Annotated in this window: 20 protein-coding genes; 5 read left to right on the top strand and 15 right to left on the bottom strand. The window is 34.6% G+C overall.

Annotated features, from left to right (window positions below; translation table 11 throughout):
* Positions 1–22 precede the first annotated feature (22 nt).
* Entirely contained in the window at positions 23–2,455 is a 2,433-nt protein-coding gene (locus WC644_12835) for an HAD-IC family P-type ATPase (GenBank protein ID MFA5012821.1), read from the top strand.
* A 1-nt stretch (position 2,456) separates the two neighbouring features.
* The gene (locus WC644_12830; protein MFA5012820.1) at positions 2,457–4,172 is read left to right on the top strand and encodes a vitamin B12 dependent-methionine synthase activation domain-containing protein; all 1,716 of its coding nucleotides are present in this window, start codon (positions 2,457–2,459) and stop codon (positions 4,170–4,172) included.
* A 53-nt stretch (positions 4,173–4,225) separates the two neighbouring features.
* Here the strand turns inward: WC644_12830 and WC644_12825 are convergent, their stop codons facing one another.
* The 11 genes from WC644_12825 to WC644_12775 all read right to left on the bottom strand — a co-directional run bounded on the left by WC644_12825 (position 4,226) and on the right by WC644_12775 (position 14,974).
* Complete coding sequence (locus tag WC644_12825; protein ID MFA5012819.1) at positions 4,226–4,936, bottom strand: hypothetical protein; 711 nt, start codon at positions 4,934–4,936, stop codon at positions 4,226–4,228.
* An 82-nt stretch (positions 4,937–5,018) separates the two neighbouring features.
* A complete protein-coding gene (gene gmd / locus WC644_12820) occupies positions 5,019–6,146 on the bottom strand; it encodes a GDP-mannose 4,6-dehydratase (protein ID MFA5012818.1) in 1,128 nt (375 codons plus the stop codon).
* Positions 6,147–7,454 (bottom strand): nucleotide sugar dehydrogenase, encoded by a 1,308-nt coding sequence (locus WC644_12815; protein MFA5012817.1) that lies wholly within the window; start codon positions 7,452–7,454, stop codon positions 6,147–6,149.
* A gap of 12 nt (positions 7,455–7,466) precedes the next feature.
* Complete coding sequence (locus tag WC644_12810; protein MFA5012816.1) at positions 7,467–7,973, bottom strand: UpxY family transcription antiterminator; 507 nt, start codon at positions 7,971–7,973, stop codon at positions 7,467–7,469.
* Positions 7,974–8,277: 304 nt separating this feature from the next.
* Positions 8,278–10,539 carry a polysaccharide biosynthesis tyrosine autokinase gene (locus WC644_12805; protein MFA5012815.1) on the bottom strand — a complete coding sequence of 754 codons (2,262 nt, stop codon included), beginning with the start codon at positions 10,537–10,539 and terminating at the stop codon, positions 8,278–8,280.
* A 195-nt stretch (positions 10,540–10,734) separates the two neighbouring features.
* Positions 10,735–12,102, bottom strand: a complete 1,368-nt coding sequence (locus WC644_12800; protein ID MFA5012814.1) for an MFS transporter — start codon at positions 12,100–12,102, stop codon at positions 10,735–10,737.
* A 10-nt stretch (positions 12,103–12,112) separates the two neighbouring features.
* Entirely contained in the window at positions 12,113–12,367 is a 255-nt protein-coding gene (locus WC644_12795; protein MFA5012813.1) for a cupin domain-containing protein, read from the bottom strand.
* 52 nt (positions 12,368–12,419) lie between these two features.
* A complete protein-coding gene (gene prmA / locus WC644_12790) occupies positions 12,420–13,274 on the bottom strand; it encodes a 50S ribosomal protein L11 methyltransferase (protein ID MFA5012812.1) in 855 nt (284 codons plus the stop codon).
* Complete coding sequence (locus tag WC644_12785) at positions 13,271–14,155, bottom strand: tetrahydrofolate dehydrogenase/cyclohydrolase catalytic domain-containing protein (protein MFA5012811.1); 885 nt, start codon at positions 14,153–14,155, stop codon at positions 13,271–13,273. The genes prmA and WC644_12785 overlap by 4 nt, the downstream gene beginning before the upstream one ends.
* Positions 14,156–14,165: 10 nt before the next feature.
* Entirely contained in the window at positions 14,166–14,474 is a 309-nt protein-coding gene (locus WC644_12780) for an SPOR domain-containing protein (GenBank protein ID MFA5012810.1), read from the bottom strand.
* A 110-nt stretch (positions 14,475–14,584) separates the two neighbouring features.
* Positions 14,585–14,974, bottom strand: a complete 390-nt coding sequence (locus WC644_12775) for an SPOR domain-containing protein (GenBank protein ID MFA5012809.1) — start codon at positions 14,972–14,974, stop codon at positions 14,585–14,587.
* Between the two features lie 233 nt (positions 14,975–15,207).
* Here WC644_12775 and deoC point away from each other — a divergent pair, with 233 nt between their 5' ends.
* A complete protein-coding gene (deoC, locus tag WC644_12770; GenBank protein MFA5012808.1) occupies positions 15,208–16,056 on the top strand; it encodes a deoxyribose-phosphate aldolase in 849 nt (282 codons plus the stop codon).
* Here the strand turns inward: deoC and WC644_12765 are convergent.
* From WC644_12765 to fsa, 4 genes are all read right to left on the bottom strand, one after another.
* Positions 16,053–18,632, bottom strand: coding sequence for a DNA translocase FtsK 4TM domain-containing protein (locus WC644_12765; protein MFA5012807.1), 2,580 nt, complete (start codon positions 18,630–18,632; stop codon positions 16,053–16,055). The two genes, deoC and WC644_12765, sit on opposite strands and share 4 nt — an antisense overlap.
* On the bottom strand, positions 18,629–19,459 hold the full coding sequence (locus tag WC644_12760) for a 2-phosphosulfolactate phosphatase (GenBank protein ID MFA5012806.1): 831 nt from the start codon (positions 19,457–19,459) through the stop codon (positions 18,629–18,631). Before WC644_12760 ends, WC644_12765 begins: the two co-directional genes overlap by 4 nt.
* A 72-nt stretch (positions 19,460–19,531) precedes the next feature.
* Positions 19,532–20,614 (bottom strand): glycine cleavage system aminomethyltransferase GcvT, encoded by a 1,083-nt coding sequence (gcvT, locus tag WC644_12755; protein MFA5012805.1) that lies wholly within the window; start codon positions 20,612–20,614, stop codon positions 19,532–19,534.
* Positions 20,615–20,622: 8 nt separating this feature from the next.
* Entirely contained in the window at positions 20,623–21,270 is a 648-nt protein-coding gene (gene fsa, locus WC644_12750; GenBank protein MFA5012804.1) for a fructose-6-phosphate aldolase, read from the bottom strand.
* 384 nt (positions 21,271–21,654) lie between these two features.
* Between fsa and WC644_12745 the strand changes: the two genes are divergently transcribed.
* On the top strand, positions 21,655–23,568 hold the full coding sequence (locus WC644_12745) for a T9SS type A sorting domain-containing protein (protein MFA5012803.1): 1,914 nt from the start codon (positions 21,655–21,657) through the stop codon (positions 23,566–23,568).
* A gap of 214 nt (positions 23,569–23,782) precedes the next feature.
* Positions 23,783–25,003 carry a T9SS type A sorting domain-containing protein gene (locus WC644_12740; GenBank protein ID MFA5012802.1) on the top strand — a complete coding sequence of 407 codons (1,221 nt, stop codon included), beginning with the start codon at positions 23,783–23,785 and terminating at the stop codon, positions 25,001–25,003.
* Positions 25,004–25,028 lie beyond the last annotated feature (25 nt).

The raw sequence follows: 25,028 nt of genomic DNA, 5'->3' as shown, positions 1-25,028 counted from the left end.
TATTAAGACTAATTATGAAAAATTGGAGATTAAGGGACTAACAACACAGGAAGTTAACGAGCGGATTGAAAAGGGATTAACCAACAAATACGCATCTCATAAAACTAAAACATACGGAGAGATTATTGTTGAAAACATATTTTCTCTGTTTAACTTTATTACAATTTGCATTATCGGATTTGTTATCTTTTTCTATTTCAATAATAACGACCAGCGCCTTTTACTCGATACTATTGGGATTTTCTTCATAGCCTTTACCAATACATTAATTGCGCTGATTCAAGAATTCAAATCGAAGAAAGCACTCGATAAAGTTAATCTGCTTCTTAAACGAGAAGTTACTGTTGTTAGAGATTCCGTTAAAAAGTCAATTAACCAGACTGATATTGTTGTTGATGATGTTATTGAACTTGTAAGAGGTGACCAGATAGTTGCGGATGGTAAAGTAATTTTCTCTAAAAAACTTGAAGTTGACGAATCACTATTAACCGGTGAATCCGTTCCTATTGTAAAATCATTAAACGACGAAGTCCTTTCCGGTAGTTTTTGTGTATCAGGCAGCGGTTTCTATGTTGCCGAAAAAATTGGTGTTGATAGTCATGCCAATCAGGTAACTAATCTTGCAAAGAAATATAAATTCACTCTTACTCCTCTTCAGAAACGAATTAACCTCATCTTAAAAGTTCTGTTCGGAGTTGCTCTATTCCTCGTTGCCATTGAAGTTATTACTTATAGTATTACAGATATAAAAGAATATACCTTTGTCGAACATATAAGAAAAATTGCTACAATACTTATTTCGCTGGTTCCGCAAGGGCTTGTGTTTACTGCCTCGGTTACTTTCGCTATCGGTGTTTACAGAATAAGCAAAATAGGTGCTATAGTGCAAAAACTTAACGCTATAGAATCTTTCGCTAACGTTGAGTATGTCTGTATGGATAAAACAGGAACACTTACAGAGAATAAGCTGAAAGTTCACTCTATTACTAGTTTAAATTCCAACCTTACTAAGGCACAAATTGAAGAACTTCTCGGTACGTTTGCAAATCACTCCACGGAGCAGAATGCAACTATCAGAGCTATCCAGCATCTGCCGTTCATCGATAATGCCAAGTATATAGATGAAATACCATTCAGTTCTGATACCAAAATGAGTTTACTCAAACTTGAGATTGATAAAACCATAAGATTGTTTATTTTCGGCGCTTATGATATCCTAATAGAAAAGTTATCCGCTGCAGATAAAACCAAAGCAATCGAACTTTACGATGAAAATAAATTAAGCATTCACCGCAACCTTTTTTTCGGTGAAGTATCAGGAATTATTGATCTGAAAATCCATAAGGATAACAATCAGTTAAAAGATATTATACCTATTTGTATTCTTTCTATTTCTGATACTGTTCGTGAGGATGTTTTTGAAGCGATAGAGTTGTTCCAGCAAAATGGAATAAAGTTTAAAATTCTAACAGGCGATTCTTCTGAAGCTGTCCTTGCTATCCTCAATGATATAGGATGGAAATTAGAAAATGACGAGATATTAACAGGTATGCAACTGGATAATATGAATGAGAATGAATTTACTGACGCCGTATTCAATAAGACACTCTTTGCTCGATTAAAACCTGAACACAAACTAAAGATTATTAAATCATTCCGTAAACATCACAAACACACAGCAATGATAGGCGACGGCGTGAACGATTTACCTGCTATTAAAAGCGCTGATATTGGAATTGCTATGGAGGAAGGAAGCTCAATAACAAAAGAAGTTGCCGACATCGTTCTTCTTAAAAACAAGTTCTCCTTACTTCCCGAAATATTCAATGAGGGCAATAAAATTGTCAACTCGGTAAATGCTGTCGCTAAGTTATTCTTAACAAAAAACTTTCTTGTTATTTATCTCACACTAGCTTCATTGTTATCAATATTGGATTTTCCTTTGACTCCGCGTAGAGTATCTCTGCTTAATGTATTTAGCATAGGACTTCCGGCGTTTATTATCACTATGCGAAATAAAAACATTAATAAGTGTAAAAACTTTATTAGCGATGTTTTCTCCTTCGTAATCACTGCCTCCACTTTTATTTTACTGAGCAGTTATATTACGCAAGGAGTTGTATCACATTTCCTGAGTATTCCTAAGGACGAATCCGAAATGGCCGTAATGATTATACTCATAATTCTCTCTGTAATAAACTTCTTTATCGTAATATCTGAATCGCAGGAGAAGAAAGGCTTTTATTATTTATACGGTATTTTTCTTTTGGTATTGTTTTTTGCTTTATCCGCGATTAATATTGATATTTATATAATTAAAATGTTAAGAACTTTTTACGAAATAATAATTCTTGATTTTAAAACCTGGGTGTTTATACTTGTATCAACATCTGTATTAGCAGCCATATATATTTTACTGCAAAAATCACGAAGCAAAATATTCAGAAGCAAATAATATGAAAGAATTAAGATGTATATATGACCCCCTTCAGGAACTTATTGTTTACTACGGTAAGGATAAGGCTACTGTTAAAACAAATGTTGATGAATCAAAAATTACTATAGAGGAAAAACTTAAGCAAAGAATTATTGACGGGGATAAGATTGGTGTAGAAAAAGATTTAGACAATGCTCTTAAGAAGTATTCTGCTTTGCATATTATAAACGATCATCTTCTTGAGGGAATGAAGGTTGTTGGCGAGTTATTCGGTTCAGGTCAAATGCAGCTGCCATTCGTTTTACAGTCAGCTGAGTGCATGAAAGCATGTGTTAGATTTCTTGAACCATACATTGAAAAGATTGAAGGCGAAACAACAAAAGGTATTATGGTACTCGCAACTGTCAAAGGTGATGTTCATGATATCGGCAAAAATCTTGTAGATATAATTCTGACCAACAATGGTTTCAAAGTAATTAATTTAGGAATAAAATGTTCTCTTGAATCAATGCTTGAATCATACGCAGCAGAAAAAGCAGATGCTATAGGTATGAGTGGATTGCTCGTTAAATCTACTGCTATCATGAAAGAAAATCTTGAGATAATGAATGACAGAAATATTGAATTTCCTGTAATTCTCGGCGGTGCAGCCTTAAACAAAAGATTTGTTGAAGGCGAACTCAGGTCTATGTTTAAGGGAGATGTATATTATGCAAACGATGCTTTTGACGGTTTGAAATTTATGAATTTAATTATGGAGCACAAGAAAAAAGGTATTAGACCAAACTTAAAAATTTACATTGATCCAAGAAAAGATGAAAGCACAAATTCAGATAAGGTAAAACCCATAATTCTTACTAAAACAATTAAAGATTCATCAGTTATCCCGACTCCCCCATTCTGGGGCAGTAAAATAGTTAAAGATATTCCTATTGAAAAAGCTTTTGAATATATAAATGAAGTCGCTTTATTCAGAGGCAGCTGGAATGTTTACAAAGACCGAAGTAAATCAGACGAAGAGTATGATAAACTCATTAATTCTGAAATAAGACCGAAGCTAAATGAACTCAAGGTTAAAGCAAAAAGAGAAAAATTACTTACTCCAACAGTAATATATGGTTATTACCCTTGTAAATCTGAAGGCAATGATTTGATAATATATAAACCCAAAGATCTTAATTCGGTAAAATTATATAATCAATGGGATCAGCAAATTGAGAACAGTAATCTTCAGGAATGGGTAAGATTTAGTTTCCCAAGGCAAAGTAAAGGAAAGTTTTTATGCATCAGTGATTTCTTCACCAATATTAATTCGAACAAATTTGATGTTGTACCCTTCTTCATAGTAACTGTCGGACAACGGGCAACAGAGTATGCGCAGGAATTATACGCCAACAATCAATATCAGGAATATTTATATTTCCATGGTCTATCGGTTGAAACTGCAGAAGGACTTGCCGAATATTGGCATAAAATAATTAGGAAGGAACTCGGAATAGACAAAAAAGACTCAGACGATGTTAATAAACTTTTTCAGCAGGGATATCAAGGATCTAGATATTCATTCGGTTATCCAGCCTGTCCTAATCTTGAAGATAATAAATTATTATTTGAACTTTTAAAACCTGAAAGAATTGGGATTACATTAACTGAAGAGTGGCAAATGGTTCCTGAGCAATCAACTAATGCTATTGTCACCCATCACCCCGAGGCAAGATACTTTTTTATAAAATAAAAGGAATGACACAATGTGCCATTCCTTAAAATTCTAATTTTTATTGCTTCTCTCTATTTAACGCCAGAATAGAAATTCAGACCAGCTGTTAAACTGATGATGCCCATTTTTCTCCAGAATCCGGCTCCCGGTGATCCTGTACCGTCATTCAACTTTCCAATACCATTTTCCTGGAAGAAAATATTTGGTATATGCCATTTAGCACCAAGGCTTAATCCAACTGTTTTATTTTTATTAAGCACGAATTCAAAACCACCGTTAAACATTAATCCCATTCTAAATGTATTATCAAAAACAGGAGCAACTGATCCTTCACCATATACTATATAAGTTCCTGTTAATGCTGCTCCTAAATACTGCTTTGTGTTACATCTTGCATTAAAACCATATTCATACCCGACTGCACCTGACCAGAAATGATAAAATGTAGCTGGTCCAGATGGATTAATCGTAAAGAAAGGAATTTTACTATCGCTATTATCATTTACCATGGCATCCCATGTAGCAGAAACTGTTATTCGATTCTTCTTGGTTTCACCCAAACCAAATTTGACATGTGCTGATACACCCCGGCCATAAATCATTCCATAATTTCTAAGACCAGAAAAAGTAAAATCTGTTCCGTATGCATCGAAATTTGCCACGTTACCATTTAACGTAAATCCATATATAATTTTTGGTGCTTTATAAGTCTGAGCATAAGAACTATCACTCAATGCAAATAAACAAACCAAAGCAATGACGAACAGTATTGTTTTTTTCATTGTATTAATCCTCTTTTAGTTTTATTTTATATAAAAATAATTTTTTATTCTTTAAAAGTCAACACACAATTTTGAGTGTTATTTAGTACCCCCTTTTTAGCACTTTTTCGAAATCAGCATTAATCATTATCTTAACCAGATCTTCAAATTTTATCTTAGGCTTCCAGTTAAGTATTCTTTCTGCTTTTGATGCATCCCCAATCAGCAAATCAACCTCGGTTGGTCTGTAATAATTCTTGTCTACATCAACAACAACTTCACCCTTCTTAATATATTTCAATAATGTGTCCTGTAGCATTGGTTTAACATCATTTAGTCCTTCTAAGATTAAATCAACATTAACTTTATTAATAATCCCCTTTTCGTCCTCATTTGAGCCTCTCCATTCAAGCTCGACCCCTAACGATTTAAATGATAGCTCTACAAATTCTCTTACTGTATGTGTTTCTCCTGTAGCCAGTACAAAATCCTCCGGTTCTTTATTTTGAAGCATCCGCCACATACCTTCGCAATATTCAGGAGCATATCCCCAGTCTCTCTTTGCATTAAGATTTCCAAGTAATAACTTTTTCTGATTTCCACATACAATTCTGGAAACTGCTCTTGAAATTTTCCTTGTAACAAAGGTTTCACCTCTTCGTGGTGATTCGTGATTAAACAATATACCATTACATGCAAATATATTGTAAGCTTCTCTGTAATTTACGACTATCCAATAACCGTATATTTTTGCAACACCGTAAGGACTTCTTGGATAGAAGGGAGTCTTCTCATTCTGAGGAATCTCCTGCACCTTACCAAACAATTCACTCGTTGATGCTTGATAGAATTTTGTTTTCAGTCCGGTTTCTCTAATTGCATCCAAGAATCTAAGCGTACCTACTGCATCAACCTCAGCTGTATATTCTGGAACTTCGAACGAAACTTTAACATGGCTTTGAGCAGCAAGGTTATAAATTTCATCAGGATGAGTCTTTTCAAGCAGTCTGTTTAAATTGCTTGTATCAGTCACATCTCCGTAATGAAGAAACAACTTAGTATCAAGTATAGTTTTGTCAGAATACAAATGGTCAATCCTTCCTGTATTAAAAGAACTGCTCCTTCTAATTATACCATGTACAATGTACCCTTTTTGTAATAATATTTCAGCAAGATAACTTCCGTCTTGTCCGGTAATTCCTGTTATTAATGCTATTTTTGACCTTGCCATTTACGCTTTGTATATTTTCTTGTTTTTAAATGATCCAAATCCATTTCTTGTATCAACAATAATTTTAGCATATTTTAGTATCATTTTGTAGTCATAATAAGAGTGTTCGGTCGATAATAATAACAAATCATACTTTTTAATGTTTTTAGGTATCATTTTAACAGATTTCTTGTTAAAATTATATTTCCTAAGTTTTGGAATTGATGTTGAATAATCGTCATTATAATCAACTTTTGCCCCATTGTCCTGTAACAATTCAATTAGTTTTAGGGATGGAGATTCTCGTAAATCATCTATATCCTTTTTATACGCAAGTCCCAATATTAATATTTTAGATCCTTTTATTGACTTCTTATGATCATTAAGTGCATGAATAACTTTTTCAACAACATAAAATGGCATCGATGTATTTATCTCTCCTGCGAGTTCAATAAATTTTGAAGAAATATCAAACTCCCTCGCTTTCCATGTTAGATAAAAAGGATCTATAGGAATGCAATGTCCTCCAAGTCCCGGTCCAGGATAAAAGGGTGTGAATCCAAATGGCTTAGTAGCAGCTGCGTTAATTACTTCCCAAACATCAATTCCCATCCTATCGAATACCATCTTAAGTTCATTAACCAAAGCAATATTTATAGAACGAAATATATTTTCAAGTAATTTTGCTGATTCTGCTGCTTTCGTTGAAGACACAGGTACAACCGTGTTTATCACTTTGCTGTAAATCATTACTCCTAAATCTCTACATTTTTTTGTAACTCCACCAAGAACTTTTGGGATAGTAGATGTTGAAAAATTGGGATTATTAGGGTCCTCTCTTTCAGGTGAAAAACACAAATAATAATCCTTACCAACTTTATAACCGGTAGATTCCAAAACTTTCAACATGTCTTCGTCGGTTGTTCCCGGATATGTCGTGCTTTCCAAGGAAATAAGTTGCCCCTTTCTTAAATACTTGGCAATCATTTTTGTCGAATCCATAACAAACGAAATATCGGGTTCTCTGTTCGCATTTAATGGTGTCGGCACGCAAATAATAACAACATCAGGAATAGATAGCTTTGAAAAGTCTGATGTCGCACTCAATTTCTTTTTTTCAACTGCTTCTTTTATCCTTTGGGTTGGTATGTGTTTAATATAAGATTTTCTATCTTTATTAATTTTAATAACCTTTTTTGTATCAAGGTCAAAGCCAATAACTTTAATTCCTTTTACTGCAAACTCCAGAGCAAGCGGTAACCCTACGTAACCTAGCCCAATAATTCCAACAACAAATTTGCTCGATTCAATTTTCTGTTTTAAATTCATAATAGTGAATTTCTATATTCTTTTTAAAAGTTTTACATCTGAATTACTTAATTCAACACTAAAAGTCGTATTCATTTCCACTATACTAACCATTAGCTTGTAATTGCCACGAAATTGAACAATTACTCCTTTCAAACCTTTGAAGATACCACGTAAGATTTCAACTTTATCACCTTCAATTAAACTTATATTTTCAATTTTAACCCTTTCAGGCTCTGCAAGTGAAATACGAATATTATTAATCTCTTCCTCTTTGACAATAGCAAAACGTCTTTGATACATTAAATATCTCAAAGCACCTATTGTATTTGAAATAGCGTTGTACCTTTCATTTTTATCTGCACATACAAATAAATATCCGGGAAATAAAGGTACATTTATTTTCTTTTTTCTATCCGACCAATAACGTACAGTCTCCATTAGAGGTAAATAAACTTCTATGTTCTTTTTATGTATTTGTTCAAACACCTTTTTTTCCTTAAGAGGTTTAGACTGTAATACGTACCATTTCTTATCCATATAACAGAAATTAAATCTAACCGAAATAGCTTCTTAAAAATTTTAGAACTATGTATCCAGATATAAACATTGAAGCTAAATAAATAAAAATTAACTGATAGAAATTTTTGCTTATTTTATACGATAGTAATCTACCTCTCCATCCGCATGATTGACAAAAATAAGCACTAACTTTTAATTTCTTCAATGCTTTTTCATAAAGATTTCTTGAGCGGCTTCTCCTTAAAGACGCTATTGTATTACAGTTTGGACATCTAGCAAGCTGAACATTCTTTTTAATAAATAATTTAAAATTCAAATTATATTAACCTTTTATTTGAGATTTAACCTTCTTTTTTGCGTGACTGTCAGGTTTGGAATAATAATAATAGTAATTATAGTAATATCCGTAGGCAGATTTAACACTGAAATTATTCAGAACGGAACCTAAGAATTTATGATTCTCATTCTCAACAATCCTATCATGAGCTCTTAAAAATGCGTCCATTGGTGTTTTATTAGCACGGCAAACCAGGATAGTACCATCAGAGATTCTTGATAAAATTTCCGCATCTGTAACTGATATATAAGGCGGAGAATCAAGGACAATAATATCATAAATACTTTCAAAATGGTGTAAAAAATCTACCATCTGTTTCGAACCAAGTAGTTCTGATGGATTAGGAGGAATAGTTCCACTCGAAATAAAATCCATGTTTTCCAGTTTCGTTTTACGAATTATTTCATCTGAACTGACATTCGAGAATAAGTAATCACTTAATCCGGGATATCTTTCGGCCTGGAAGATAGCATGTATACGTGGTTTCCGAAGATCACAATCTATCAATAGAACCTTTTTATCTGCTAAAGCAAAACTTCCGGCAAGGTTAAGAGCGACCGTTGTTTTGCCTTCCGATGGCAATGAACTTGTAACAAGAATAGTTTTTAACTGAGATTCAATTTTAGCATAATAAACTCGGGTTCTTAAAGCTTTAAACGATTCTGATGCAGTAGCATTCGGTTTGTTTGCAACAATAAATTCTAATTGAGATGAACCAAGATCTTTTAGTTCTTCAATTGAAGGTATCCAAGAAAGAACAGAAACTCCTTTACCTTCAATCTCTTCAGGTGTTTTAACAGACCGATCAAGATAATCACGAAGAAATGCAAAGCCAACACCAAGTGCTAATCCTAAAATTGCACCAGCTGTTACAATTAGCTGCCTGTTTGGCTTTGAAGGTTTATCTGCTAATTGTGCTTTATCAATAATGATTACATTCCCAAGTTTAGCTCTTTCATTTACTAAGGCTTCTTGATATTTTTCTTCTAATGTTAAATATAATTTCTCAAATGATTTTCTGTTCCTTTCAAGTCTAGCAAGCTCAATACTTTGTGCAGGTAATTTATTAAAAAGAGCTTCAATTTTTGAAATAACTTTATTTAACGGTGCTAGTTTAGCACGATTTTTAATGACATCTAACTCAGATTCAAAGAGCCTTTGAGTAATCAGACTTTTTTCGTGCGGAGTATTTGCTAATATCCCTGTTTTAATTATTACTATTTTATCATCAAGAGTTTTCTTTAATGGATCAATTTTTCTTTGGTACTCCTTAGATATTTTATCTTTTAATCTCTCATCAGTTAAAACCGAAATCTCAACATCTCTCTGAACTTCAAGTTCAACAATTTTCTTCTGCAATTCCTCAAAATAAGATTGACTTAATTCACCGGATAAATAATCAAGAAGGCTCTTATCGATTTTCGACATTTCATCTTTAATTTCATTGCTTGCTTTTTGGCTTGCTTGTAACATCACCTCTGCAGCATTTCTATCAGCTTGATAATTTGATAATTCGTCAACAATTTTCTTTGATTGTTCGTCCAAGAATAATATACCACCTCTTTGTTGATAGTCCTGGATAGCTCCTTCAGATGTTGTGAGATCATTAAATCTTTTATCCTTTTCAAGGGCAAGAAACTCTCTTATTGTTGTTAATTCCCTCCTGCTAAAATCAAGACTAATTTTCTGATAAACATTAGCGTAAATATCAGCTATTATCATTGCTTCAAAACTTGAAGGGCTTTCTACTTCGATTTCGACAATGTCAAGCCCCCTCTTTTGATTAATCGAGACAATTTTATTCAATAGTGTAGTAAGTTTTTTATAACTTATTATACTGTCATTCAGATCATTTTTTTCACCTAATACATAATAAAATTTTTTTCTATCATTTATGACATTGAATGAATCAAGTACAGTCGTTGAAACCTTTTCCCTAATAGAATTACTTTTTAGAATCTCAATTTCATTTGAAATAAATCTATCATTTTGAAAGCTTTCTGCTTCAGGGATAAGAGAAGAAGATAGTATACTTCCTTGAGGTTTTGTTATTTTCAAAGTGGTTATAGTTTTGAAAATGTCTATTGCATTTGTAACATAAACAATAGTTACAACTACACTTGTGATGAAAATCAATAAAATAGGAACGATGTTATTTCGAATTATTGTTAAATATTCCTTTATGTTGTTAATTGGCAGTTGATTGGATGTTTTTCGTCCAGCTGCATTTTGTTCCTTGGTTGCCATATTAGCTATTTCTTATACTTTAAGTGTAAAATTAGTAATTTAATTGTTTTAATTCATCTGATTCATTTAAACAAAGTAAAATAAACATATATAAATAATATATTTTAAATTATTTAAATTTAATGAGCGAAATATATTATTTATTAATATAAAAATAAATGGTATAATAAAGTTAAATATTCAAAATTTTTACAATTAATGTGCAGTTGTTTTCCCTTTTGGGAATGCATTCCAGATTGTTTTTGTGAAATAGATACCCAAGAGAGCAAACGGAATAAGGAATACAGGCCAGTAATTCCAATTCCAGCTTGTTATGAATCCTAAAGATAAAGATTGGACGCCCGTACCTAAATATACAAGTCCATCAATTAATCCAACTGCGGTACCGGCAGATTTTCGACCGCCGAAGTCCATAGTAGCTGTACCGCTTAACATTCCGTGAGTTCCAATAACTGCTATTGAAATAATAAACACCAAGATTCCCAGCCCCCACGGATTATTATGCAATGTAAAAATCATTCCGATAGTTGCAAGCAATAAGGTGGTATATAATATACCAGCAACCGGTGCACGTCTTGACCCAAAGAATTTATCGGACATCCAACCAGCAAGCATGCCACCTGAAGCACCAGCAACCATTAACAACAAGCCCCAGTTATTCAGCCAGAAATTCCATGAAGATACCATTTCACCGGCTGTTATAAGTTGTTCTTTTGCATAAATTGGAAACCAATGCATGACACCATTTCTTAGAACACCCGTACAGAATTCAATCAAACCAACTACTATAATAACTTTGTTTGTAAATATTTTCTTAAAAACTTCTTTAAGGGAGAATTCTGATTCATCTCCCGAAGATGCATCGCCCGTATCAAAATCCAAGTAACCTGCCTGCGATGGATAATCTCTTAACTTTAAGATATCATAAATAAACCAGAATATGAGAATTGCTGCGGGAACCCAGAAAACAAACCAGTAGCTTGGATTAGCGGGATCAATTTTTTCAACAAAATTCACAATATACTGACTCCAATCAAATGCAAAGTACAATCCAAGAGAAATTAATATTCCAAATATACCTCCAAAGACACCTCGTTCTTTGACATGAAACCATGAAGAATTTACTTTAACAATAGCAACAGCACCAAAACTCTGGAAATACATGTTTAGTGCATAAAGAATAGAAAAGGCAACCGTTAGATTCATGTTCCAGCCCAGACTTAATATACCATAAAGAAATAAGCCCATGAACAGATTCATTACAGCAGCACCTCCAGCACCGAGTAATATAGACCTTCTGCCTCCAAATTTATCTGTAAGTGGTCCGTTTATAAGAAACGAGAATGCATAAGTAATAGTGCCCGCGGCAAAAATAATTCCAAAATCTTCTTTGGACATTAAGCTACCGAGTGCATTCTTTGATACAGTAAGGTTGTAACGAGCCATGTAAAGAAATGCATAAGTTAAACCCAAAGGAAGCCAATTGAAGATTCTCTGTCTTTTATATTCTTTCGAATGAACTGGTTTTCCATTTGAATCGAAGCTAAGTAATGATGGTTTCATAATAGTTGTTTTATTTATAATGTATCGTTAACCAGTAACATAATGGTCTTCTGGATGTACGAGTTACTTTATGTTTAGTATTTTTTGGTATAACAAAATAATCACCTTCTGATAGTTTAATATTTTGTCCGTTTTCAAATAACAAATCCGCGTTTCCTTTTAGCAGCATAACAAACTCATTTGTATCTTCAATAATCCATTTATCATCAGGAGTAACGTACCCTTTAGAAATTATCTTTTCGAGGTTAAATTTTTTTCCGGACAATAATATTTTGTAATTTTCAAGTAAATGGTCTTGAGTGAATCCGGTATAAAAATTATTTACTGATATCTTTGACAGCATAAACACCAATCCATTCCGATTTACGAATAATCTCAAGAACACTAAATCTTTTCTTATTTAGAAAATTTATCAAATTTCTTTCCTCTTTTCTGAGAATACCTGATAGAAATAGTTTACCATTACACTTTAATTTTTCAAACATATAATCAAGATTTTCCTTGATTACTGAACTTATAATGTTGGCACAGATAACATTGAATCCACTCTCACTTAAATCGCTGATAGTATTCCTGTATAACTTAATTTTACCAAACACTCTGTTCAACTTGAAATTCTCAATAGCGCTATCGATTGAATCAATATCTGTATCGTTAGCAATTGCTTTAAGTATTCCCATCTTAACACCTGCTATTGCAAGAATGCCAGTGCCACAACCAAAATCCAAAAGATATTTATCTTTTTTGTTTATATACTTAAGCATTAACTCAAGTACAAGCTGCGTGGTTTCATTGTGTCCTGTACCAAAAGCCATTTTAGGATCTATCTGAATCTTTATATAGTCTTTATAATTTTTTACTTCAATCCTTTTCCAAGTTGGGTATACTACTAATCGCTTTCCAATAAATATCGGTTCAATGCTTTTTTGCCATTCTTCATTCCAATTTCTATTTTTAATATGCTCAACACTAATATCAAGGTTTCCACTTTTAAAATTCACAGCAACATTATTTATAATTTCCGAGGCTTCTTCAGGCTTTAAATAAAGTATGACAGAATTATCCTGTTCTTCAAAAGAAGTGATTCCATTTAAGTAAATATGATTAATTAAGTCATCGAGATATTTATGACCTGTAAAGAATGATACTTTTGTTATGTATTCCTGCTTCATTTATAAATCTTATTGGTTGCTGAATCGAGGGTATTTCTCATAAGCATAGCAATGGTCATAAGACCAACACCACCGGGAACAGGAGTAATTCTTGAAGCTTTATCATAGCAGTCTACAAAGTCAACATCACCGGTTAATTTCGAGCCCTTAGGTGATGTTGGATCATCAACTCTATTAATACCGACATCAATTATTACAGCATTTTCTTTTATCATATCTGACTTTACGAAATTCGGTTTACCTATCGCTGAGATTAGAATATCAGCTCCAGATGAATACTGCTTTATATCTTTTGTAGCACTATGACAAACAGTAACTGTTGAGTTAATATTCTTCCTTAAGAATAAAGCGGCAATCGGTTTCCCTACGATGTTGCTTCTCCCAATAATCACGGTGTTCTTACCTTTTGTTTCAATATCCGAACGTCTTATTAATTCTAATATTCCGAAAGGTGTACAGGGAATAAAGCAGCTCTGACCAATTGAAAGACGTCCAACATTTTGAGGATGAAATCCATCAACATCTTTCCGATAATCAATTGCTTCAATAATTCTTGATTCGTTAATATGGTTAGGTAGAGGTAGTTGTACAAGAACACCATGAATTTTTGAATCTGAATTGAACTGTGATATTAAATCTAATAATTCCTGCTCCGAAGTTGACTCGGGAAGGTGTGAGGTTACGGAATAAAATCCCATTTCTTCACAAGCCTTGCCTTTATTCTTAACGTAAACTTTTGAAGCAGGATTCTCACCAACAATAATAAAAGCGAGTCCGGGTATTATATTCTTTTCGGATATTAATGTTTGAGTTTCCGCTTTTACTTCACGTTTTATAATATCAGAAATGATTTTTCCATCAATAATCTTATCTATTGCCATTTACAAATTTTTATTTATATACTGGTCCAGAACTATCCCGAATGAAAGAATCAAGATAACCCTTACTTACTGCAGTCTTAAGCACAACCTCTGCTTCATCCAAGGTTGAGAACTCTCCTAAAGAGATTCTATATATACCGTCAGGAGACTTTATCATTTTTACTTCTATACCAAAGTTTGGTTTTGCATTTTTAAGGAACTCATCCGCAAAGGATTTATTTGCAAAAGCACCAATTTGGACTGTGAAATTTCTGGTCTCAATTCTCGGTTGATTATTGTAGAGAGTATCAGTTTCTTCTTCAACAATAGTGACTGTCATATCGTCACAACATTCATCCTGAGAAGCACAAGAAGCTAAGATTACCGAAATGGAAAAAACTGTTAGTAATTGTAAAGTGAATAATAATCTTTTCATATATATTAATAAATTTAATCGATTGCTTTTACAAAGGCATCTTTGAAACCTTTTGACTTAACAACAGTCAGATAATCCTGTGCAGTATTAGCATAGTTATAAATTCCCACTGTAACCACGAATAGATTCCCATATTTTCTGATTTCGGGAGTCTCGCCTAACTTCTCTTTAGCTTGTTTTACATAGGTATTGACATTTTCTTCTCTATTAAAAGCAGCAAGCTGTATAACGAATCTTTTATTAATTGTTTCTACGCTTATCTGGTTTTTGATAGGCGGCTGCACTGTAATTACAACCGTATCACGCACAACAATTACTTCTTCGTCGCTTGAAGTACAAGAAGAAAGTAATGAAGCTAATATAAATGACAGGATAACAAAAGTAATAAAATTTAATATTTTCATGTACTGTTCTGCAAATTTTCAGGTAAAAGTATGAAAAACATTGTTTAAGATAAAATAACTATTGTTAAAACTTTAATTAAGTTAACTATTTTTTGGTAAAGAACAAATGATATTTAAACTGATTATTAGATGTTTTAAGGTAATTACTTAGAATTATAAATATTTGAATACATTTTAGGCATTAATTGTTGTAAATTTATTATTATACTAACATTAAACTTAAGGAAGAATGTATGAGTAAGTTTAAAGAAATAATTGGTTCGGATTCCGATATTAAAAAAAATGCTGAAATTTCTGCAAAGAATGAAGAAATCTCAAAAGACATAAAAGTCTATGCAAAAAAATGTGTATCATTTATAGATTTAACTACATTAGAGGGCTCGGATACTTTTGAGAAAGTCGGAAGCTTATGCGATAAAGGAATGAAGCCTTCAGTTATACCAGGATTATCCTGTGCAGCTATATGCATATATCCGAGGTTTATAAGTTTTACAAAGAACAAACTTAAAGGTTCAGGACTGAAGACTGCATCAGTAGCTACTTCTTTTCCTTCAGGGCAGGTACCATTGGATTTAAAGTTACAGGAAGTAAAATACTGTATAGAGCAGGGCGCTGAAGAAATAGACATGGTTATGTCAAGAGGTGAGTTTCTATCGGGTAACTATGGATTTGTTAAGGATGAAATAAAACAAATTAAAGGATTATGCAATTCGAGTAAACATCCTGTACATTTGAAAGTAATCCTTGAGACGGGAGAACTTAAAACCAACGAGAATATTTACAATGCAAGTGTATTAGCAATAGAAGCGGGAGCTAATTTTATAAAAACATCTACAGGAAAAATAAGTCCTGCCGCTACGATAGAATCTGCATACGTGATGCTCAATGCTATTAATGAACATTATGAGAATACGAGTATAAGGGTAGGCTTTAAACCAGCAGGAGGAATAAGAACAACAAAGGAAGTCTTGCAGTATGTATCTCTGGTAAAGAATATTGTTGGGAATGAATGGCTAAAACCTGAACTATTCAGGATAGGAGCATCTTCTTTATTGGATAATTTATTGAAGGATATAGATTAAAGACCTTGAAGAATTTCTTCGAGTTCATCTTCAGTCACAAGAATTTCACGTCCTTTAGCACCCTGATTTGGACCGACAATTCCTGCTTCTTCCATTTGGTCAACAATTCGGGCAGCCCTTGCATAACCAAGTTTTAATCTTCTCTGGAGAGTGGATGTTGAGCAGTTTTGCAGTTTAAGAATTAAACGTGCAGCGTCAGGGAACATTTCATCCCATATATCATTATTGTAAGAACCGCCTTTACCTCTTTTATTTACTACAGAAGGCAGCAAGTAGGGTTTGGTATAACCTTTTTGCTGAGAAATAAATTCGACAATCTTTTCGCATTCTTCTGTTGAAATGTAGGCGTTTTGTATTCTGATTGGTTTTGGAGTTGAAGAAGACATATAGAGCATATCACCATTTCTTAATAACTGGTCGGCACCTCCAATATCAAGAATTGTCCTTGAGTCAACACGTGATGCCACCTGATAGGCAATCCGGACAGGAAAATTCGCCTTAATAACACCTGTTATAACATCAACCGATGGTCTTTGTGTAGCTACAATAAGATGAATTCCGACAGCACGAGCCATCTGGGCAATACGGGCAATTGGATCTTCAATATCTCTTTTGGCGGTAATCATTAAATCTGCCAGTTCATCGATAATAACAATAATGTATGGCATTTTTTTGTGACGAATAACCTCATTGTTTTTGAGTTTACCTTCGGAATACTTTTCGTTATAAGAATCGATGTTTCTTACACCTGCGTTTGCGAGTTTATCATAACGCTGTTCCATTTCCATTTCAACACTTTTCAGGATGGAAACAGCATTGTTCGAGCTTGTCACAATACTTTCGTTTATATCGTTTGAAGTTGCGATGAAATGGTTTCTGAGTTTAGAATACAAACTAAGTTCTATCTTTTTAGGATCGATGAGAATAAACTTCAGGTCCGAGGGATGCAATTTATAGAGCAATGAAGCTATGATAGTATTTATACCGACGCTTTTACCAGAACCAGTAGCACCTGCGATAAGAACATGGGGCATCTTTGAGAGGTCATCAACATAAATATCACCGTCGATAGTTTTGCCGAATGCAACGGTAAGCTTCTTTGTACTTTCTTTAAACTTGGACGATGATAATACTTCTTTTACCCTGACCATTTGTGACTTACTGTTAGGTATTTCAACGCCTACAGTACCTTTCCCGGGTATTGGTATAATCATTCTGATACCTCTTGCTTTCATGGCAAGGGCAATATCATCCTGTAGTGATTCTATTTTTGAGAGTTTAACCTCAGGAGCAGGTATGAGTTCATAAAGAGTAACAACGGGACCGGGTGTAGCAGCAACGCTTTTTATTTCGATGCCAAACTTTAGAAGCTTTTCCTGAAGCAGTTTGCCATTGTGCTTTAACTCTTCATCAGAAATAGTTTCAATTTCATCTCTGGTTGGATTTTCGAGAATATCGAGCTGAGGGTATTTATAGTTTTCAAGCTTCTCTTCAACAAAGTCATCTTCCTGCATGTTTTCGAGACCATCAAGTTCATTTGAGTTCTCAGGATTGATATCGGTTTCCGAAACTTCTTCTTTCTTGGGGGTTTTTATTAACAAATCATCTAATTTCTTCTTCTTTTTCTTTAAAGAGGCATCATTGATTTTAATATCCGTTTCAGGAAGTCCGCCCGGAATTATCATTGAATCATCGCCAGAACTAGTTATGACAGAAGCCGGTCTATTGATTTCAGTATCTTTAATAAGCTCACTTTCAGCGTTTTGATTCCCTTTCAGTTTTTTAATTCTTTCTCTTTCTTTGACTATAGCAGCACTGATACCATCTTCACCTTTTGATTCTTTAGATTCTTTAGCAGCCAGTTTTTCATTTTTGACGGTATTAAGAATATCTTTTTCCTTTGAGAAGTTTTCTTTAATTTTATCCCAGAAAATTTTGAGTCTTGCGAGCGACCTGAGGATATTTCCATCAACGAGAAGCATAATGAGCAAAGCAATTAAAATCAGGAATAACACAGAAGAACCAATACCACCGATAGTAAAATAGAATATTGAAGACAGATAATTGCCTGCGGCTCCGCAATAAGCAGCTGAAACTGAATCAGTGCCAGCTATAAACCTTATCAGACCTGCTGATGCAGAAAGCAGCAACATCAAAAGGATTAAGTAAGCAGAGATTGTTATTGGTTTGAAAAGACTGATTCTACGTAAGAGGGAATACCCGATGATAATCATAGTAGCCGGAATCAAGACGGTAAAGTAACCGAAGAGATTATCGATTGCGAAGTTAGCAATTACGGCACCTGCAACACCAAGGGGATTAGAAATTTTAAAAATTGATGTGTATGTTTCTTTCCTGAACATGTCGAAGAACGAAAAGCGCATAAGAGTCTGCGAGTCGGATTTTGAATATGCCAAAACAGCAATAACTGTTAGCAGACCGAGCAATAAAAGCAGAAATCCAATAAGACGAATCTTGAAGTTTTCCGATATTCTGAATTCATCATTATTAGAACTCCTTCTTTTTACGGAATTAGTTTTATAATTACGTTTCCTTGATCTGACTTTGCCGGTCATACTTTAGAGGCACCCGGTTTATTACTTATGTTGACTCTTTTCATTTTAGATTTAGCTTTTGCTTCGAGCTCGAATGTTTCTTTAAGTTTAATGATGCCGTTTTTAATTTGCGGCAAACCAGAGAACATATCGATAATGGAACAATATTTTAAATCCTCTTCAAAACCGAGTGAACAAAGATATTTTCCGTGTTCACTCTTTTTGAAAATATTATAAATTCTATTTGGTTCGGGATTAGCCGTTTTATAGAGAAGGAGTTTAGCAAGTTTATAACAAGCATAACCGGTATCGAAGATATTATACTTTTCTTTTCCGTTCAAATCAAACAATCTTGAGATAATCAGACCGGCAAAAACTGAGTCCTCGATACAAAAATCGTTAAGTTTGCCTGAGCAAACAATTACAAAATCCTCGTTAAGTTCGCTAAGGTATTTAATTACAGCATTAAGATTCAGATAGCAAGCGAGAACAGCAGACTTAGCGAACTTAGCTTTAGCTATAGAAACCGTGCCGTTAGTAGTTGAAAATATTAATGATTTTCCTTTTACATTTTCAGGTGTGTATTCAAAGGGTGAGTTACCGTATTTAAAGCCCTCTATTACCTTGCCGTTACGCTCACCGCACAAAATAGAATTACCAAGCCCTTTGGAAATTCTTGCTGCAACGGAAGCATTCTCAGCAGGGATAATTTCTTTAGCACCGTTAGTGAGTGCCGTTAAGATAGTAGAGGAAGCACGAAGTATATCGATGATTACCACATTTTTATCCTTTAGAGCAAGGTCATCAGTAATTAAAAACTGTGAAAGAGAAACATTAATATTAATCAAAATACGAAATTAAGTTTTATAAACGAGGGGATTCATGAATCCCCTCTTTTCATAATAAATTAAACAAATAAATTAACTAATAAAAGGTGTCTTAGTTACGACAGCTTTTATTTTATTGCCGCGAACATCTATTTCAATTTCGGTACCATTCTTAGAGAAATCAGAAGTGACATAAGCCATGCCGATATTCTTTCCTAACATCGGAGAAGGAGCACCGCTTGCAACGTGACCAATTTTAACACCATCTTTATAGACGTCCTGTCCGTGTCTTGCGACCATTTTGCCGTCTACAATAAAGCCGACGAGTTTTCTTTTAAGACCTTCCTGTTTTGATTTCAGCATAGCGTCCTTACCGTTGAAATCAGCTACATCGAGTTTGGTTATCCAACCGAGACCAGCTTCGAGGGGATTAGTAGTTTCGTCCATATCGTTACCATAGAGTCTGAAAGCATATTCCAACCTTAAAGTATCACGAGCACCAAGTCCAATTGGTTTAATATCGAATTCCTTTCCTGCTTCGAAGATTGCATTCCAGAGTTCTTCAGATTTCTTAACATCGGAAGAGGAATAGATTTCAAAGCAAATCTTTTCGCCTGTATAACCAGTGCGAGAAATGATAACATCCTGCCCCGCTACTTTGCCGGGTTCAAAATGATAGTATTCAATCTTTGAAAGGTCAGTATCAGTAAGTTTTTGCAGAGTTTTCAGAGAATTTTGCCCCTGGACTGCAAGCAAAGAAGTATCATCAGAAATATCTTTAATAACGACATCACCGAAGACATTTTCTTTCATCCATTTAATATCTTTTTCAATATTGGATGCATTTATAACGAGCATAAAATATTCTCCGCAGTGATAAACGAGCAAATCGTCAACTATACCACCATTTGGAAGGCACATAGATGAATACTGAATTCTACCTTTGAAAAGTTGAGAGACATCGTTGGTAGTAAGTTTCTGGACGAACGCAAAAGCATCTTTACCGTGAATCTCTACTTCGCCCATATGAGAAACGTCGAAGACGCCGACAGAATTTCTAACAGCTTTATGTTCAGCGATAATTCCCTCATACTGAATAGGCATTTCATAACCTGCGAATTCAACTAGCTTAGCTCCGTACTTTTTGTGTAACTCATTAAATGCTGTCTTTTTCATGATAATAATTATTTATTAAGTTTTTTCCAGTCAGCGAGAAACTTCTCGAGACCGATATCAGTCAGAGGATGTTTTGCAAGCTGCTCAATAACTTTGAACGGCATAGTGCAGACATCAGCTCCGATCATACAAGATTCGACGAAATGAATTGGATGCCTAACAGAGGCAACTAGAATCTGAGTCTGATAGTCATAGTTATCATAAATCTGTCTAATCTGAGAAATAAGTTCCATACCATTGAAGGAAATATCATCGAGTCTGCCAACAAACGGACTTACGAGATACGCACCTGCTTTTGCGGCAAGGAAAGCCTGAGAAGGCGAGAAGCAAAGAGTAACGTTTGTTTTAATACCTTCACCCGATAAAGTTTTAACAGCTTTGAGCCCCTCTTTAATAAGCGGGACCTTAATAACAATATTTTTATGAATTTTGGCGAGTTCCCTACCCTCTTTGACAATACCGTCGTAATCGGTGGAAACCACCTCGGCACTAATATCTCCGTCGACGATTGAACAGATTTTTTCGAGCATTGATTTAAAATCCTTATGACCCTCCTTAGCAACGAGAGAAGGATTAGTGGTAACACCATCAAGCAGACCCATATCAGCCGCTTCTTTAATCTCATTAAGATTAGCTGTATCAATGAAGATTTTCATATCGAATAGTTATTATGTTAATTAAAATTTGTGATAGTGTAATTTATTCAAAAAAATGATTAATATAAATTCATAAATTAGTCATAACGTGTTTTTGAGATTACAGGACTAATAACTCAAAACATTAATTTTATGAGGGATTAGGAACATACTTTTGACAACATTATGCGCACTTTATGCGCACTTTGAGCGCACTTTGTGCGCACTTTTGATAAGAATCATAGAAAGGTTTGGATACTTTTCCAATACAATGTGATAATTTACCGTTGATATTTAAATTATGAATCTATAAATTCCAGATAAGGATAGGTAAATATGATTGGAAGCAATATTTTATTCAAAAAACGATGATTTTTAGCTTCTGAGAAATTAAAATATACTTTTATGAAAAAGTTAATTTTCCTCTTAACTTTGACGTTGCTGATTTTTTCAGCAAGTACCGCACAAAATATTCCTTTCACGAATACAATCCGAATATATGACCTTGATACGGGGGGAGTTATGAGGTTTTACAAGATACCGCTGCCGCAAGAGGGGTACAAGAATTTTTATGTACAGAGGAGCGGTTATGCCAGCCCACCATATGTATATGATATGAGACTTGGGAATGTTTACAAATATATTTATTCTCTTAATGGTTTTTCAGACACAGCGCATTACTGGAGATTTCATAACAGCTGGTCGTTTCAATATGGATATTATATTGGTTATTTGCTTGACGTTGCTTTTTCGAGACAGGATACAAATCTGTTCATATATGCATACAGAGGTGCAAACTGGGAGCCTGCAGATTTCACGGCTATCAGCTTTAATAACGGACTGACCACTAATGAATTCATACCCGGGTCTTTATTGAACTGGTGCGGAGGTATGGCAATTGACCCCGTTAATGATTCAATAATGTATGTTGGTTACAGCGCACAATTTATGGTCGGAAATGTACACAAGACAACTAACCGCGGAGCTAACTGGTTTTGTACGGATACTATCCCAGAGGGCATTTACTATTCAAGATTTTTTATTAATACATTTAACCGCAATACAATATTTGCAAGATTATATTCAACTCTTTACAGGAGCACGACGGGAGGAACAGATTTTCAGTTAATAAGAACGGGGATTCCCAATGTACAGATATATTTTGATGACAGCGAGAATGCGATTTATATGTGCAACACATCGGCGGAGGGATTGCTGAAATCAACAAACAACGGAACGAACTGGACGGTGCTGATGAACAAAGCGGTTAATGATATTGAGTTTGATCCTTTGAACAACAATGTGATTTACGCGGGATGCGATGATGGGCTTTATAAATCGAGCAACAAGGGAAACACGTGGTCGATATACAACAATACATTCAGTCCTGATTTAAACGTTAGGGGAATAGTGAAGAATCCGAATACGGGCGATACGCTTTATGTTTCGACCAATAAGGCGGTTTATAAAGTATTCGGGAAGTCGGTTGCTGATACGAGTGTGACGAACTATTTTCCGATGGCGGTTGGGAATATTTATGTTTATGAAGAATCTTCTATATATCCCCCATTTACCTCAAGGTCAAAAGTCAGCATTACAAAAGATTCTATGGTTGACGGACAGAGATACTATCATTTTTCTCCGTCACTGCCCGGGTTCAATCAATACGGTAACTGGTACAGGGTAAACAGTGCGACGGGAGTGGTTACAGCGCTTGCGAACAATTACACCTACAACTATTTAGTTAACGAAAGGTATGTAGATTCGCTTGGCTCAAAGAAGGGCGATAATCTTTTGAAGTGCGGGCAAAATTTATCGCAATGTTACGACACGACAAATTTTTCGGTGTTCGGCATACCCACAAAACAGAAGACATTCAAAGAAGACGGATTAATGATTATTTACAGAACATATTCAAAGAATTTCGGGGTGACACAAGTGACTACCTGGGAAATTACGAGTTCAACTACAAATCTTGTAGGTTGCAGATTAAACGGGATTACGTACGGAGATACGCTACTGACGGGGGCGGAGAGCATATCGAGTGAAGTGCCTGATTCATATTCGCTGGGGCAGAATTTTCCGAATCCGTTTAATCCGAGAACAGTAATCAGCTTTCAGCTGCCAGCGGTCAGTGATGTTATGATAAAGGTTTATGATGTGCAGGGAAGAGAATTGCAGACGCTTGTGAATGAAAAAATAAATCCCGGGACGTATGAAACAACATTTGATGGCTCAAATTATTCAAGCGGGGTTTATTTTTATAAACTACAAACAAAGAATTTTACTGAAACAAAACGGATGTTATTGCTAAAATAGTTTTTAGTTGTCAGTTGATAGGCATAGAATCTAAGTGAGAGAACAAGAAAAAGCGTGGTAAGGTAAGTGAAGAGGAAGAAATTGTAACAACGGAGAGCTGAAATAGAACAGGGATGAATAATAGAACGCGGATTGGCAGCGGATGCTTTGAAGAATGGAAATGAGAGTGATAAATAAAATAATTGGATAATTTTACAAAATAATTTTTAGAATAATGAAAAAAATAATTTATACATTAGGGTTTGTCATTATTTTGAATACTACATTCTTAATTCAGAATTGCCAAAGCCAGTGGGTTTTATGCAACAATGGAATCCCTAACCCTACATATATACGTGCTTTTGCACTGTTTGGTGGAGAAATGTATATGGCGGATGGTGATACATTGTATAAAACTTCAAACAATGGCAACCTTTGGACAAAGACTTCCTTGAATAAAGCAGTACATTCACTAGCTGTCAGTAATACAAATATTTTTGCAGGTACCTGGGCTGACCAGGGGGTTTGGGTTTCTTCAAACAATGGTACTAACTGGACTCAAACTGCTTTGAATACGGGATATGTGAGTTCTCTTTTTGTTGTAGGCAGTAATATTTATGCGGGTACGGGTTCAGGGCTGTATATTTCAAGTAATAACGGTATCAGCTGGACTCAGACCTTTCAAAGTTCAGTACATTTATTTGCAACAATCGGTGAAACGCTTCTTGGACAGTATGGCTCCGGCGGTTTATATACATCAACTAATCAGGGATACAACTGGTCTCTTCTCGGTTTAGGCGGAAAATCTATTCAGAGTTTCTCTATGAGCGGAAACACAATGTATGCAGGGACTAATTTTAATGGACTCTGGATTTCAACAAATTCGGGAACCACCTGGATTCAAAGCCCTTTCTTCGGTACCAACAGTACAATTTATTCTGTGATTACAAGCGGGAATCAGGTAATAGCAACTTTAGATAATCCAGCTAACGTATTTTATTCAAACGATCAAGGGCAAAGCTGGACATCAATTAATGAGGGGATAGGAACACATTTGATTGTAATATTATACAGTGCTAACGGGTACGTCTTTGCCGGTACAGGAGGATATGGTACCTGGCGTCGACAAATGTCACAATTCATAAGCATCCATAACATATCCACAGATATTCCTTCAGGATATTCATTATCACAAAACTATCCGAATCCGTTTAATCCTTCGACGAAGATAAGGTTCGATATTCAAAAGTCAGAAGTCGGAAGTCAGAATTCAGTAGTAACACTAAAAATTTACGATGCGATGGGCAGAGAAGTTCAAACACTTATAAACGAAAGACTTCAGCCCGGAACGTATGAAACAACATTTGATGGTTCAAATTATTCAAGCGGGGTTTATTTTTATAAACTTCAAACAAAGAATTTTGCTGAAACAAAACGGATGTTATTGCTGAAATGATTATGAAACGAGGACGTAAAGAACA

This window comes from Ignavibacteria bacterium (assembly GCA_041649015.1).
In the GTDB taxonomy this organism is placed as follows: domain Bacteria; phylum Bacteroidota; class Ignavibacteria; order Tepidaquicellales; family Tepidaquicellaceae; genus CAIKZJ01.
This window is presented reverse-complemented; position numbering and strand designations above follow the sequence as displayed.